Source organism: Microbacterium sp. MM2322 (assembly GCF_964186585.1).
In the GTDB taxonomy this organism is placed as follows: Bacteria; Actinomycetota; Actinomycetes; order Actinomycetales; family Microbacteriaceae; genus Microbacterium.
This window is the reverse complement of record NZ_OZ075067.1, coordinates 2,796,573-2,808,993: the sequence shown is the minus strand read 5'-3', so window position 1 is coordinate 2,808,993 and position 12,421 is coordinate 2,796,573. Positions and strand designations below refer to the sequence as shown.

General features: G+C 71.3%; 11 protein-coding genes. 3 read left to right on the top strand and 8 right to left on the bottom strand.

Annotated features, from left to right (window positions below; all coding sequences use genetic code 11):
* Nucleotides 1-56 precede the first annotated feature (56 nt).
* Nucleotides 57-407, bottom strand: coding sequence for a hypothetical protein (locus ABQ271_RS13605; protein ID WP_349309268.1), 351 nt, complete (start codon nucleotides 405-407; stop codon nucleotides 57-59).
* Between the two features lie 91 nt (nucleotides 408-498).
* On the bottom strand, nucleotides 499-1,353 hold the full coding sequence (locus ABQ271_RS13600; RefSeq protein WP_349309267.1) for an aldo/keto reductase: 855 nt from the start codon (nucleotides 1,351-1,353) through the stop codon (nucleotides 499-501).
* Between the two features lie 210 nt (nucleotides 1,354-1,563).
* Between ABQ271_RS13600 and ABQ271_RS13595 the strand changes: the two genes are divergently transcribed.
* The 3 genes from ABQ271_RS13595 (at nucleotide 1,564) to ABQ271_RS13585 (ending at nucleotide 5,487) form a co-directional block, all read left to right on the top strand.
* Nucleotides 1,564-2,430, top strand: coding sequence for a helix-turn-helix transcriptional regulator (locus ABQ271_RS13595; protein ID WP_349309266.1), 867 nt, complete (start codon nucleotides 1,564-1,566; stop codon nucleotides 2,428-2,430).
* Between the two features lie 256 nt (nucleotides 2,431-2,686).
* A complete protein-coding gene (locus tag ABQ271_RS13590; protein WP_349309265.1) occupies nucleotides 2,687-3,268 on the top strand; it encodes a carboxymuconolactone decarboxylase family protein in 582 nt (193 codons plus the stop codon).
* Between the two features lie 95 nt (nucleotides 3,269-3,363).
* The gene (locus tag ABQ271_RS13585; RefSeq protein ID WP_349309264.1) at nucleotides 3,364-5,487 is read left to right on the top strand and encodes a beta-galactosidase; all 2,124 of its coding nucleotides are present in this window, start codon (nucleotides 3,364-3,366) and stop codon (nucleotides 5,485-5,487) included.
* A gap of 231 nt (nucleotides 5,488-5,718) precedes the next feature.
* Here the strand turns inward: ABQ271_RS13585 and ABQ271_RS13580 are convergent, their stop codons facing one another.
* Genes ABQ271_RS13580 through ABQ271_RS13555 form a run of 6 tightly spaced genes read right to left on the bottom strand, consistent with a single transcriptional unit; the run spans nucleotide 5,719 to nucleotide 12,379 of the window.
* Complete coding sequence (locus ABQ271_RS13580) at nucleotides 5,719-6,678, bottom strand: serine hydrolase domain-containing protein (RefSeq protein WP_349309263.1); 960 nt, start codon at nucleotides 6,676-6,678, stop codon at nucleotides 5,719-5,721.
* Nucleotides 6,675-8,123 carry an aldehyde dehydrogenase (NADP(+)) gene (locus tag ABQ271_RS13575; protein WP_349309262.1) on the bottom strand — a complete coding sequence of 483 codons (1,449 nt, stop codon included), beginning with the start codon at nucleotides 8,121-8,123 and terminating at the stop codon, nucleotides 6,675-6,677. Before ABQ271_RS13575 ends, ABQ271_RS13580 begins: the two co-directional genes overlap by 4 nt.
* Nucleotides 8,120-9,211, bottom strand: coding sequence for a mandelate racemase/muconate lactonizing enzyme family protein (locus ABQ271_RS13570; protein ID WP_349309261.1), 1,092 nt, complete (start codon nucleotides 9,209-9,211; stop codon nucleotides 8,120-8,122). Before ABQ271_RS13570 ends, ABQ271_RS13575 begins: the two co-directional genes overlap by 4 nt.
* Nucleotides 9,208-10,107, bottom strand: coding sequence for a 5-dehydro-4-deoxyglucarate dehydratase (locus ABQ271_RS13565; RefSeq protein ID WP_349309260.1), 900 nt, complete (start codon nucleotides 10,105-10,107; stop codon nucleotides 9,208-9,210). The genes ABQ271_RS13570 and ABQ271_RS13565 overlap by 4 nt, the downstream gene beginning before the upstream one ends.
* Nucleotides 10,104-11,036, bottom strand: coding sequence for an NAD(P)-dependent oxidoreductase (locus tag ABQ271_RS13560; RefSeq protein WP_349309259.1), 933 nt, complete (start codon nucleotides 11,034-11,036; stop codon nucleotides 10,104-10,106). The genes ABQ271_RS13565 and ABQ271_RS13560 overlap by 4 nt, the downstream gene beginning before the upstream one ends.
* Nucleotides 11,033-12,379 carry a Gfo/Idh/MocA family oxidoreductase gene (locus ABQ271_RS13555; RefSeq protein WP_349309258.1) on the bottom strand — a complete coding sequence of 449 codons (1,347 nt, stop codon included), beginning with the start codon at nucleotides 12,377-12,379 and terminating at the stop codon, nucleotides 11,033-11,035. Before ABQ271_RS13555 ends, ABQ271_RS13560 begins: the two co-directional genes overlap by 4 nt.
* Between the last annotated feature and the right edge of the window lie 42 nt (nucleotides 12,380-12,421).

Genomic DNA, 12,421 nt, shown 5'->3' with positions numbered 1-12,421 from the left:
TCGGCGAGAATCACATCTGCGTGGCGGTGCCCTGCGCCAGCAGAGGGATCTCCCCTCTACGAGAGCGGCCGCAGGGTGTCCGGGCTGACGGGGAAGGGCGTTGAGTAGTACAGCTCCGTCGCAGAGACGCTGCCCCAGTCATCCTTCTGCAGCCGGATTCCCGTCGGCGAGACTTCTGCAATACGCACTTTCAGCCATGAACCGTCGTTCAGGCGAAACTCGTACCGGTCGGCCAAGTAGGTCAGCCCCAGAGCATCGAGGCATTCTTCTGCGGTCAACCAGTCCACAGCGTCCGTGCGAGTTCGGCCGAGCAAGTCCACGACGACGAAGCCTTCCCCGACGGGCTTCATCCATCCCAGGAGTTCACCGTCGTCGGAACGCCGGTGTTCGATCCAGTCCGCCTGCATCCGCTCAGCCTAGGAACGCGAGCCTGCGAGGCCAACCCTGATCGCGAGGATCGTCCCGCGGATCGATTCCGTCCACGAGCCTGACCGGTTCCTAGCTTTCCGCTCGGCCGGCGAGCCAGCGGACCATCTCGGGGTCGGCGTGGGAGAAGAACTGCGACTCGCCAGCATCGAGTGTCGCGATGCGATCCAGGTCCTCGGGGGCGAGTTCGAAGCTGAGGACGTCGATGTTCTGCCGCATCCGCTCGCGCTTGACCGACTTCGCGAGCGACACGACGCCGCGCTGGAGCAGCCAGCGCAGGACGACCTGGGCGGGTGCCTTGTCGTACTTCTCGCCGATCTCAGTCAGCACCGGGTTGGCGAACAGGTCGTTCTTGCCCTCAGCGAAGGGCGCCCACGCTTCGAGGACGACGCCTTCTTTGGTGAGCAGTTCCTGGTAGTCGGCTTGCTGGTGGAAGGGGTTGGTCTCCATCTGATTCACCGCGGGCATGATCTCGCTGAACTGGATGAGGTCGACGAGCCGGTCGGGGGCGAAGTTGGAGACGCCGATTGCACGGATACGGCCGTCTTTGTGCAGCTTCTCCATGGCCCGCCACTCGCCGTAGTAGTCCCCGAAGGGCTGATGGATCAGATAAAGGTCGAGGTAGTCGAGGCCGAGCTTTTTCATCGAGGTCTCGAACGCTTCGAGGGCGCCCTGCTCGCCGCGCCTCTGGATCCACAGCTTGGTCGTGATGAAGAGTTCTTCCCGGGCGATACCGCTGGCTGCGATGCCTCGGCCGACAGCTTCTTCGTTGCCGTAGCTGGCGGCGGTGTCGATCAGGCGGTAGCCGGCCTGGATCGCGTCGATCATGGCCTGCTGAGTGTTTTCGTCGGGGATCTGGAAGACGCCGAAGCCCAGCAGCGGCATCTCGACACCGTTGTTCAGGGTGACCGTGGGGATCGTGGTCATGATCGTTCCTTTCGACTGCGCCGTGCGGCGCGAGGAGGGGGTTCAGTAGCCCGCGGGCGGACGGACTGCGTAGTGCTCGTTGAGCTGGCTCGTGCACCCGAGCACGATCTGGCCGTCTGCGGTCGAAGGCCAGTCAACGCCCGCTGTGCGGGGCGATACAGGCTCTCGCAGAACCCCCTTTATCGCCGTGGCCAGTCGTAGCCTCGGATCATGGAAACCGGAAACGAGCTGCGCGAGTTCCTCGTGTCTCGGCGGGCGCGAATCACTCCCGAGCAGGCCAAGCTCCCCGCGTACGGCGGGAACCGCCGAGTCGCGGGTCTCCGGCGCGAAGAAGTAGCGATGCTCGCCGGGGTGAGCGTCGACTACTACACCAAGCTCGAACGCGGAGCCGTAGGCGTCGTCTCCGAGTCGGTGCTCGACGCCGTCGCCCGAGCCCTTCAACTCACGCCCACCGAACGCGATCACCTGTTCCACCTCACCGGTACCACCGCCTCTCTGCGAACCGCCTCGCGCCCGATGCGGACTCTCGTGCGACCGGCCGTGCAGCGCATTCTCGACGGCCTCACCGAATCACCCGCATTCGTCGGGACCGTCACCCGTGGTCTCATCGCCGCGAACACCCTCGGACGCGAGACCTATTCACCCCTGTACGACGCCGCGCCCGACGGCATCCCGAACACCGCCCGATACACGTTCCTCAACCCAGGCGCCAAAGAGTTCTTCATCGAGTGGGACACCGCCGCAGCGAACCTGGTCGCCAACCTGCGACGCGAACTCGGCACCGACCCGCTGAATCGAGACTTGCAACAACTCATCGACGACCTCAACCGCGACAGCGCCGAATTCCGAGTGCTGTGGCGATCCCATGACGTGCGCACTCACGACGCCGGCATCAAATTCATCCACCACCCCGTCGTCGGCGACCTCCACCTGACATTCGAATCCATGCCGCTGCCTGCCGACCCCGGCCAGAACCTGATCATCTACGGCGCCGAGCCCGGATCGGAAACAGCCGACCGCCTCCGTCTCCTCGCAAGCTGGAGTGCCACATCTCAGGCGCCCGATGCCGCCACGTGACGGTGACCGGCTGAGGACCAGAACTTCGACGACCCAGCGGGTGCTCTGAAGGATTCATGAACGCCCTCGCGCAGATCACAACCGACGCCCAGCCGTAAGCGCAGACAGGCATGAGGAACGAATTCGTGACCTGTGCGATTCAGGCCGGGAGTTCGTCGTCAAGGATGCGGGGGCCCTGGAGGAGCAGCCCGCACTGGTGTAACCGGCCCCCGGGGAGTAGGACGGACCCAGCGTCATGACATCCCGGGAGGCTCCCATGATCATCCGCACCCCCGATCCCGATGGTTCCGATGGCGTGATCGCCGAGATCTACCGCGACGACCTCGCCGAGGACGGGTTCGTGTTCAGCCATACGCGGGCGATGGCGGTCAACCCCGAGGCGCTGGCCGCCTTCGAGGCGCTCATCCACGCGGTCGTCCCGTCAATCGGGGTGCGCACGTATGAACTCGCGACCCTCGCCGCTGCGGGCGCGCTGCGCTCGCGGCACTGCCTGCTCGCACACGGCCGTAAGGCTCTGCGCTCGGGCGCGCTCGCGGAGGATCAGATCGAGGGTCTCGCACAGCACGGCGAACACCCGGACTTCAGTGACGCCGACCGGGCGGTCATCAGGTACGCGCGGCGACTGTCGACGCATCCCACCGACATGACCGATGCAGACGGTCAGGGGTTGCGCGACGCGGGCTTCGATGACCGGCAGATCGTCGACATCACCCTGGCCGCGGCGGCGCGCAACTACTTCAGCCGAGCCCTGCAGGCTCTCGCTGTTCCGGTCGAAACCGACCTCGTCGGACTCAGCCCTCGCCTGCGCGACGCGCTGCTGGCATCCGCCTCGGAGTGAAGCGACGGGATGCCTGGACGATCCGCGCGCGGCCCCGGCCGGGTACCGGGCGGCTCCTAGGCTCGGGGGAGTCCCCGTCCCCAGCTGGAGTCCCGATGACGCGCATCCACGCCCTTTCCGTCCGCCCGCCGGATACCCCCGAGCCCGCGGGCATCCGTCCCTCCGCGGAATCGGGAATCGACGTCACCGCGCAGTCGCTCCGGCAGGACGGCATCCCGGTGTTCCCGATCTCGGGCGAGATCCACTACTCCCGCATCCCTCGTGAGAGGTGGATGCCGGTGCTCACCGCCGCCCGCGCCGGCGGCCTCACCCACGTGTCGTCGTACGTCCTCTGGAACCATCACGAGCCGGTGCGCGGTCAGGCCGACTTCACCGGCGGACTCGACCTGCGCGCCTTCCTCGAGACGGCCCGGGAGGTCGGGCTTGGGCTCATCCTCCGCATCGGCCCGTACGCCCACGCCGAGGCGCGCCACGGCGGGATCCCCGACTGGCTCGTCGACTCCGGCCTGCCGCTCCGGACGAACGACCCCGCCTACCTGGCGGAGGTCGAGACCTGGTATGCCCGGCTCGCGCACGAGGTGCGCAGCATCCCGCTGTTCTCGATCCAGGTCGACAACGAGCTCTACGACGGGGCCGACCACCTGGCCCGCCTGCGCGACATCGCCGAGGGGCTGGGTTTCACCGCGCCCATCTGGACGGCGACCGGGTGGGGTGGCGCGGCGGTGCCCGACGGGTTCCTCCCGGTGTACGGCGGATACCCCGAGTCGTTCTGGGTCGACGCCGAGACCGATCCCGACCTCCGCAGTCACGCGAACTTCTACCCGTCACCGCGACGCGACGACGACTCGATCGGCGCCGACCACCGCGATGACGCGGCCGTCGCCGAGGCGGTGCGGGCGCCGCATCCGTTCACGACCTGCGAGCTCGGGTCGGGCATGACCTCGGCGTACCACCGGCGGCTCGACGTGCTTGCGGCCGACGTCGCAGGAATCGCGATGGCGAAGCTCGCGTCGGGCAGCGTCTGGCAGGGGTACTACATGTACGCCGACGGGCGGAATCCGCGGCGCGGCCTGCAGGAATCGCACGCGGCGGGCGCGCCCAACGACTTCGTCGAGCTTTCGTACGACTTCGGGGCACCCCTCCAGGTCGAGGGTGTGCCGCGGGCGAGCTGGGCGGCGCTCCGCCGGCAGCACCTCATGCTCGCGCGCTGGGGATCAGCGCTCGCCGCGATGCCCGCCTCGTTCCCCGACGACGCGGTCGACGCCCCGGACGTCACCGGGCTCCGGTGGTCGGTGCGCTCCGACGGGGCGAGCGGTTTCGTGTTCGTCGTGAACCGGCATCCGGGGGTCGACCTGCCCGCCCACGAGGGTGTGCGATTCGAGGTCGGCGACGTCATGTTCCCCGAGGCCGACATTCCGACCGGCGCGGTGTTCGCGTGGCCGTTCGGGATGCCGCTCGGCGACGCGACCGTGCACTGGCTGACCGCGCAACCGGTGACCGAGGTGGTGTGGCGCGGGTCGCCGCTGCTGGTCGCGGCGGCGACCGACGGCATCCCGCCGCAGGTCTCGGCCGATGCGGACGCGGTCGAGGTTCCGGCTCGGCGCGGGCGGGTGTGGGAGCTGTCGCGCGATGTCGGCGTCGCCGCGCGGGTGCTCGTGCTCGACCAGGCGGATGCCGACGCGATCGCCGTCGCCGACGGGCGGCTCGTGTGGGCTCCGGGCGCGGTCGTGACAGCAGGCGGGGAGGTGACCTTCGCGGGGGACGCCGCGGTGACGCCGCGCGTCGAGGTGCTCGGCGAGGACGGGTGGTCGGCGGTCGACGTCGAGCCCGGGCGGCCGACCCCGGTCGAGGTGAGGGTCGAGCGTTCGGCCGGTGCGCCTCCTGCCAGGTCCGCGCACGGTGGTCGCGCGTCGATCCCGGACTCGTGGGACGCGGCGGCGATCGTGACCGTGGCGATCGACCCGGCCGACGAGCGGACCCTCCGCCTCGACTGGACCGGCGACGTCGCCCGCGCGTGGGTCGGCGACCGCCTCGTCGCCGACGCCCTGTGGACCGGGCGACCCTGGCGCATCCCTGCCGAGGCCCGCGGCGACGCGAGCGAGCTGCGCATCGAGATCCTGCCCGGACCGCCGTCGGGGCGCGTGCGCTTTGCGGGCTCGCCGCCCGTGGGTGCGGAGGTTGTGCGCGCGGAGCTCGAACCGCGCGTGGTGCGAGGCTGAGGCATCCACCCCACCCCTTCTGCTCGACCCCACCCTGTGCGAGCGGGATGTAGAGGGTGCGGTCGCGCGCAGGGGGTGGGGTCGGCGGCCGCGCAGCCCGCGAGGCATCCACATCATGTCCTCTCGCCGAAAGCACACGCCGCGGACGTTCGCGACGTGTGTTCTCGGCGACAGAACATGATCTGGGCGAGAGAGCAGCGCAGCCCGCACGCGCCGCAGCCCGCACGCGCCTCAGCGGTCCGCGACCACCGCGTTGTCGAGCGCGTCGAGGTCGACGCCGGGGCGCGAGACCGCGTTCGTGAGCAGCACCCAGGCGATCCCCGCACCGGGGTGCACCCAGAACTCGGTTCCTGCCCAGCCGCCGTGGCCGTAGACGTCCTGGTCGATGAGGCCGGGCGCGCGCGTGCGGAGGTTCCACGTGAACCCCCAGTCCTGCCCGCGCTCCGCGGTGTACGGCTCGAGCCGGGGGATGTCGCCCGTCAACGGCCGCCGCATCATCGCCAGCGTTGCCGGCTGCAGGATGCCGCCGGTCGCCCCGCCCTCGATCCGCAGCAGCTCCGACCCCAGCCTCAGTAGGTCGTCCGCACGGCCGACGAGACCCGCCCCCGGATGCCGCACCGCGGCAAACCGCGCCATGTCGACGCCCGAGGCCGCGGCGTCGACGACCTCGACCGAGCCGGCGTGATCGAGGCTGAGCCCGTCGGCGCCGATCTCGGCCGCCCAGTCCGCCACGGCATCCGCCCACTCGCGACCAGTCGTGTGCTCGACGAGCGCCGCGACGCCCTCGAACGCGAGCGACGAGTAGCGCGATGCCGTGCCCGCGGCAAAGTCCCGGCCGCGCGTGACGAGCTCCTCACGAAGCGGCGTCACTGGGTCGAGCGGCGGCTCCGCGATCCCCGCGGTGTGCGACACGAGGTGGCGCAGCAGCACGACGTCGTCCCGCCCTGCGCCGAACTCGGGCACCGCGTCGCGCAGCGGTGTCTCGGCCGTCAGCAGCCCGCGCTCGATCGCCCGCGCCGCCGCGATCCCGAGCAGGGGCTTCGTGATCGAGAAGAGCGGGTACCGATCGGATGCCGCGGCCCCGAACCCCTCCAGCGCCACCGTCCCGTCGGCCGTGGCCACGCCGAGCACGGCCGACGGCAGCCGGCCCGCATCGACGTGGCCGCGGACGAGGTCGAACGCCGCGCTCATGCGGTCGGCACCTGCAGAACGCCGTTGCGGCGGTGCGGCAGTCGAGCCAGCGACGCGTCGCGGAGCGCCTCGGGCAGCAGCGCGTCGGGCGCGTCCTGGAACGCGACCGGCCGCAAGAACCGGCGGATCGCCGTCGCGCCGACGGAGGTGTGGAGCGACGTCGTCGCGGGCCACGGTCCGCCGTGCTGCTGCGACCACGTCACGGCGACGCCGGTCGGCCAGCCCGCGAACAGTACGCGTCCGGCGCGCAGCTGCAGCAGCTCGAGCACCTCGGCGACATCCTCGCCCGCCTCGCTGTGCAGGGTCGCGGTGAGGCTTCCCGGCACGGCGCGCAGCGCGCGGAGCAGTTCGGCCTGGTCGCTGTAGCGGACGAGCAGCGTGACCGGGCCGAAGACCTCGGCGATGAGCGTCTCGGGACGCTCGGCGACCGCTGCGGCATCCGTCGTCAACACCACGGGGCGGGCGCCGCCGGGCGTCTCGGCGCCCTGGGCGAGCACCTCGACCGACGGGTCTGCCTCGAGGTCGCGGATGCCGTCGGGGAACGCGGTCGTGATGCGCTCGGTCAGCAGCGGTCCACCGGCCGCACCGGCGACCGCGTCGGCCACGAGCTGCTCGATACCGGCATCCCGCGGGATGAACACGACACCCGGCTTCGTGCAGAACTGGCCCGCGCCGAGCGTGAACGAGCCGACGAGTCCGGTCGCGAGCGCAGCGCCGCGCGCCGCTGCGGCGCCCGTCGTGACGACGACGGGGTTCACGCTGCCCAGCTCGCCGTAGAACGGGATCGGGTCGGGGCGCCCGCTCGCGAGGTCGAAAAGTGCGCGGCCGCCCGAGAGCGAGCCGGTGAAGCCGGCGGCCTGGATGACGGGGTGCTGCACGAGCGCGTTCCCCGCCTCTCGGCCCTCGATGAGAGCGAGCGACCCGGCCGGAGCGTCCGCGGCCGTCAGCGCCTCGATCGCGATGGCGGCGGTGCGCTCCGACAGCTCGGGGTGCCCCGAGTGCGCCTTCACGATGACCGGGTTCCCGGCCGCCCACGCCGAGGCGGTGTCGCCGCCGCAGACCGAGAAGGCGAACGGGAAGTTGGATGCCGAGAACACGGCGACCGGGCCGACGCCGACGAGCAGGCGACGCAGCTCCGGGCGGGGCGGGGTGGCCGCGGCATCCGCGTCGTCGACGGTCAGCTCGAGGTACGAGCCCTCGCGGACGACCGCGGCGAACAGGCGCAGCTGCCCCGTCGTGCGGCCGACCTCGCCGCGCAGACGGACGGCGCCGAGGCGGGTCTCGCGGTCGGCGATCGCCACCAGTTCGTCGGCGTGGGCGTCGAGCGCGTCGGCGACGGCGCTCAGCCAGCGCGCGCGATCGTCGGCGGACGACGTGCGCCAGATCGGCGCGGCGGCCGCGGCGGCGTCGGTGAGGCGGGCGAGTTCTTCGGGTGACGTGGTCATCGGAGTCCTTCCGGGTCGGTGAAGCGCAGGCCGAGACCCTCGTGGGGCACCTCGGTCAGCGTTCCGTCGGCGATGGTGACGGGGGAGGGGGCGTCGAGCGCACCGAGGGCGCCGAAAGCGGCATCCTCGATGTCCTCGACGAGGACCTCCTGCGGCAGGGTCATTGCGAGCTGGCCCGAGAGCTCGGGCAGCAGGTGGGGATGCAGGTCGACACCGGCGGCGTGCGCGTCGCCCGCGATCTCGAGGAACGGGGTGATCCCGCCGACGCGGACGATGTTCGGCTGCACGACCTGCGCAGCGCCCGACCGGACGAAGTCGTCGAAGCGGTAGCGGGTGTGCACGTTCTCGCCGAGGGCGATCGGCACTCCCGATCCGGATCGAAGGCGACGGGCGAGTTCGATGTGGCCGGCGAGGTCGTCGGCGCGCAGCGGCTCCTCGATCCAGGCGATGTCGGATGCCGCTAGTGCCTCGACGGCGGTCGTCGCCCGGTCGAGGTCCCACCGCTGATTCGCGTCGATCATGAGCTGCCGGTCGGGTCCGATGACGTCACGCACCGCGGCGACGCGCTCGACGTCGCGCGTCAGGTCGGGGCTGCCGACCTTCATCTTCACGGCGTCGAAACCGGCATCCACCCAGCGCTGCGCCTGCGCGAGCAGATCGTCGAGCTCGTAGTGCAGGTTGATGCCGCTGCCGTAGGAGCGCACCGACTCGCGGCGGCGGCCGATCGACGTCGACACCGAGGTGCCGGCGGCGCGGGCCGCGGCATCCCACAGGGCGAGGTCGAGCCCCGCGATCGCGATCGTCGTGAGACCGCCGCCACCCGCTTCATGCAGGTGCCGCCACAGCTCGGGCCACACCTCCGCCGGCTCGGCCGAGCGGCCGACGGCGAAGGCGGGGATGTCGTGCTGCAGCAGCGCGAGCACCGCCTCGGCGCCGATCTGCGGCGTCCACGAGAAGCCCCACCCCTCGGCGCCGTCCGACCGCACGACGTGGGTCGCGATGACGCCCACCGAAGTGACGTCGGCGGCCCACGGGCGCGTCAGCGGCACCCGGATCAGCCGGGCGCCGAGCGAGGCGATCGTGGTCACAGCAGTGCGCGGCCCGCGGCGAGGATCTCGGACAGTCGGGCCTCTTGCGCCGGGGTCGGGTCGACGAGCGGCGCGCGGACCGAGCCCACGGGCAGGCCCTCGAGGCGGAGGCCCGCCTTGATGAGCGAGACGCCGAAGCCCGGTGTCTCGTCGCGGAGTGCGACGAGCGGAGCGTAGAAGCCGTCGACGATCGCCAGGCGACGCGCCTCGTCACCGTCGATGTACGCGCGGTAGTACGCGTTCGCGACCTCGGGAATCATCGCGAAGGCCGCCGACGAGTACAGCGGAACACCGATCCCGCGGTACGCACCCTGCGTCAGCTCCGCGGTGAGCAGGCCGTTGAAGAACGCGAAGTCCTCACGACCGGCATCCGCGACGGCGCGCACGATCAGCTGGGTCGCGCCGATGTCGCCGACGCCGTCCTTGAAGCCGACGACCTTCGGGTTTGCCGCGAGGGTGCGGATCGACTCGGCAGTGAACGCCGCCGAGCCGCGGTGGTAGACGATGACGGGCAGATCGGATGCCGCGGCGATCGCCTCGACGTAGGCGATGAGCCCGTGCTGGGGAGCGCCCACGAGGTACGGCGGCAGGACGAGCAGGCCGTCGGCGCCGGCACCGGCGGCGGAGCGCGCGACCTCGACGGCGTGGCCGAGCGGGCCGCCGGCTCCGGCGATGACGGGGACGCGACCGGCGACCGCGTCGACCGCCGTCCGGACCACGAGCGCCGATTCGGCGGCGGACAGGGCGTGGAACTCGCCGGTGCCACACGCGGGGAAGACGCCGCCGGCACCGGCATCCACACCTTTCGAGACGTGCTGCGTCAGGAGGTCGGTGTCGACGCGGTCGGCTGAGTCGAAGGGCGTGACGGGGAAGAAGAGGATGCCGTCGAAGTTCATACCGGCACGTCCTTTCGGTCGAGGGTGGGCGACGGTGCGGTGAGTTCGGTGCGCCAGGAGTGCTGCGGGTGCCAGCCGAGCACGCGCGCCGCCTTCGCGTTCGAGAAGGCGGGGGTGGTGCCGGTGAGGCCGCTCGCGAGGTCGTCCGTGCCGGGCACGAAGCGCGGCAGGAGGTCGGCGAGCGGGGCGTCGGCCAGTGCATCGTCGGCGCCGACGAAGAACACCTCGGCGTTCGGGATGTCGGGGAGCGCGCCGAGCAGCAGGTCGGTGAACGACGCGACGTCGCGGGCGTCGACGTAGTTGAAGAGGGCCGGTGCCGACAGCGCGGGATCGGCGACGCGCTCGGCGACGGTGTGACCCTGTTGGGTCGGGGCACCGAGCCACTCCTCGGGCGCGATGACGTAGCAGGGGCGGAACGTCGCGTAGCGGACGTCGTCGCCGGTGCGCCGGTGCAGCATCGACACGGTCTGCTCGATCATGAGCTTCGACAGCGCGTACGCGTTCCACGGCCGCGGCGTCGACTCTTCGTCGAGGGGCAGCGAGTCGGGCAGCCAGCCCGACGGGTTGCCGTAGCCGAGGACAGTGGGGCTGGATGCCGCGACGATCCGTCCGATGCCGGCATCCACCGCTCCGCCGAGGACCGAGACCGCGAGGCCGGTGTTCGTCCTCATGATCACGTCTTCGGGGGCGCTGAACGGCACGGCGATCGCGGCGAGGTGGATGAGGGAGTCGGCCCTCGCGCGCACGAGCGTTTCGGCGGTCGCGGCCGCGTCGAGGAGGTCGATCGAGATCTGCTCGACGCCGTCGATGCGGAGGTCGTCGGCCGGTGCGCGATCGAGCGAGACGACCTCGTGACCGAATGCGGCGAGACCGGCGACGAGGTTGCGCCCGAGGCGGCCGGAGCCGCCCGTGACGACGACGCGGCTCATCGGGGGATCCGCGGTGTCGAGTCGCGGAGGATCGCGACGCCGAGGTCGGCGACCTGCACGGGCAGGCCCGTCTCGAGCGAGCGGTTGCCGGCGATGCCGACGGCGATCGAACGGACGCCGTCGGTCCAGTCGGCTGGGCGCCCCAGCGGGTCGTCCACGGGGCCCGCGAAGACGTCGGCCAGGAGCAGGGCGTCGCCGCCGCCGTGGGCGGATTCGCCCGAGACGATCGGGACCTCGACGGCTTCCTCCCAGTGCCGCTGCACGAGCAGGCGCTCGCCCATGGGGCGGAGGCTCGAGTGGGCGGCATCCTGCACCGCACTCGGGTCGACCACCGGGTGCAGCCCGTCGCCGACGAGGACGGCGCCCCGCTCGACGACCTCGAGCTCGGCGCGGCCCTCGGTGCCGTTGATCGCGACGCGGTAGCCCTCCCAGGGGGCATGGGCGTTCAGCGAGTACGACAGGGTCGCGCCGTCCGAGTAGTCGACGACGAGGGCGAGGTTGTCCTCGATCGTGATGCCGGGACCGAACACGTCGCGGTCGCGGACGTAGCCGTCGTGCTGCTCGGCCTCGAGATACAGCGCGCGCAGGCGCTCGTCGCCGCGCAGGTCGAGCTCGAACGGGTCGCGGTCGCCGTCGTGCGTGCCGCGGTCGGGGCGGTCGCCGAGGCCGCGGGCGGCGGCGTTCTCGGCGCCGTAGAAGCGGAGGGCTCCCGAGGCGAAGACGCGGCGGGGACGCTGCCCGATCCACCAGTTGACGAGGTCGAAGTGGTGGCTGGACTTGTGGACGAGGAGCCCGCCGGAGTGCTCCTTCTCGCGGTGCCAGCGGCGGAAGTAGTCCGCGCCGTGCTGCGTGTCGAGCATCCAGGAGAAGTCGATCGAGGTGACGCGACCGATGCGTCCCTCGGCGATGACCTGGCGGAGGGCCGTGTTGCGCGGCGCGTAGCGGTAGTTGAACGTCAGGACGACGGAGCGTCCGGGGCGCTCGGCGGCCGCCTCGATGGCGGCGGCGCTCGGTGCGTCGATGGTGAGGGGCTTTTCGACGACGACGTCGGCCCCGGCATCCATCGACCGGACGATGAGCTCGGCGTGCAGGTCGTCGCGCGCCGTGATGATGACCCGCTCGATGCGCTCGGCGCGGATCATCTCCTCGAGCTGGTCGGGCTGCCAGGTGCTCGGGGCGGCGAGGCCGTGGGCCACGAGGCGGTCGACGTAGAACTCTGCGCGGGTGGGGTTCGGCTCGCAGATCGCGACGAGTTCGGCGCGGTCGCGGTAGTCGTCAGCGATGGCGTCCACGTACATCTGTGCGCGGTGGCCTGCGCCGACGAGGGCGTACCGAGTGGTCATGGCTCTCCTTCGTGCCGGACTCCTCCAAGCCGGGAAACAGGC

Bases quoted from the DNA above. Each gene is read 5' to 3' on its own strand.
- ABQ271_RS13605 (WP_349309268.1), bottom strand. From the start codon at position 407: ATGCAGGCGGACTGGATCGAACACCGGCGTTCCGACGACGGTGAACTC.
- ABQ271_RS13600 (WP_349309267.1), bottom strand. From the start codon at position 1,353: ATGACCACGATCCCCACGGTCACCCTGAACAACGGTGTCGAGATGCCG.
- ABQ271_RS13595 (WP_349309266.1), top strand. From the start codon at position 1,564: ATGGAAACCGGAAACGAGCTGCGCGAGTTCCTCGTGTCTCGGCGGGCG.
- ABQ271_RS13590 (WP_349309265.1), top strand. From the start codon at position 2,687: ATGATCATCCGCACCCCCGATCCCGATGGTTCCGATGGCGTGATCGCC.
- ABQ271_RS13585 (WP_349309264.1), top strand. From the start codon at position 3,364: ATGACGCGCATCCACGCCCTTTCCGTCCGCCCGCCGGATACCCCCGAG.
- ABQ271_RS13580 (WP_349309263.1), bottom strand. From the start codon at position 6,678: ATGAGCGCGGCGTTCGACCTCGTCCGCGGCCACGTCGATGCGGGCCGG.
- ABQ271_RS13575 (WP_349309262.1), bottom strand. From the start codon at position 8,123: ATGACCACGTCACCCGAAGAACTCGCCCGCCTCACCGACGCCGCCGCG.
- ABQ271_RS13565 (WP_349309260.1), bottom strand. From the start codon at position 10,107: ATGAACTTCGACGGCATCCTCTTCTTCCCCGTCACGCCCTTCGACTCA.
- ABQ271_RS13560 (WP_349309259.1), bottom strand. From the start codon at position 11,036: ATGAGCCGCGTCGTCGTCACGGGCGGCTCCGGCCGCCTCGGGCGCAAC.
- ABQ271_RS13555 (WP_349309258.1), bottom strand. From the start codon at position 12,379: ATGACCACTCGGTACGCCCTCGTCGGCGCAGGCCACCGCGCACAGATG.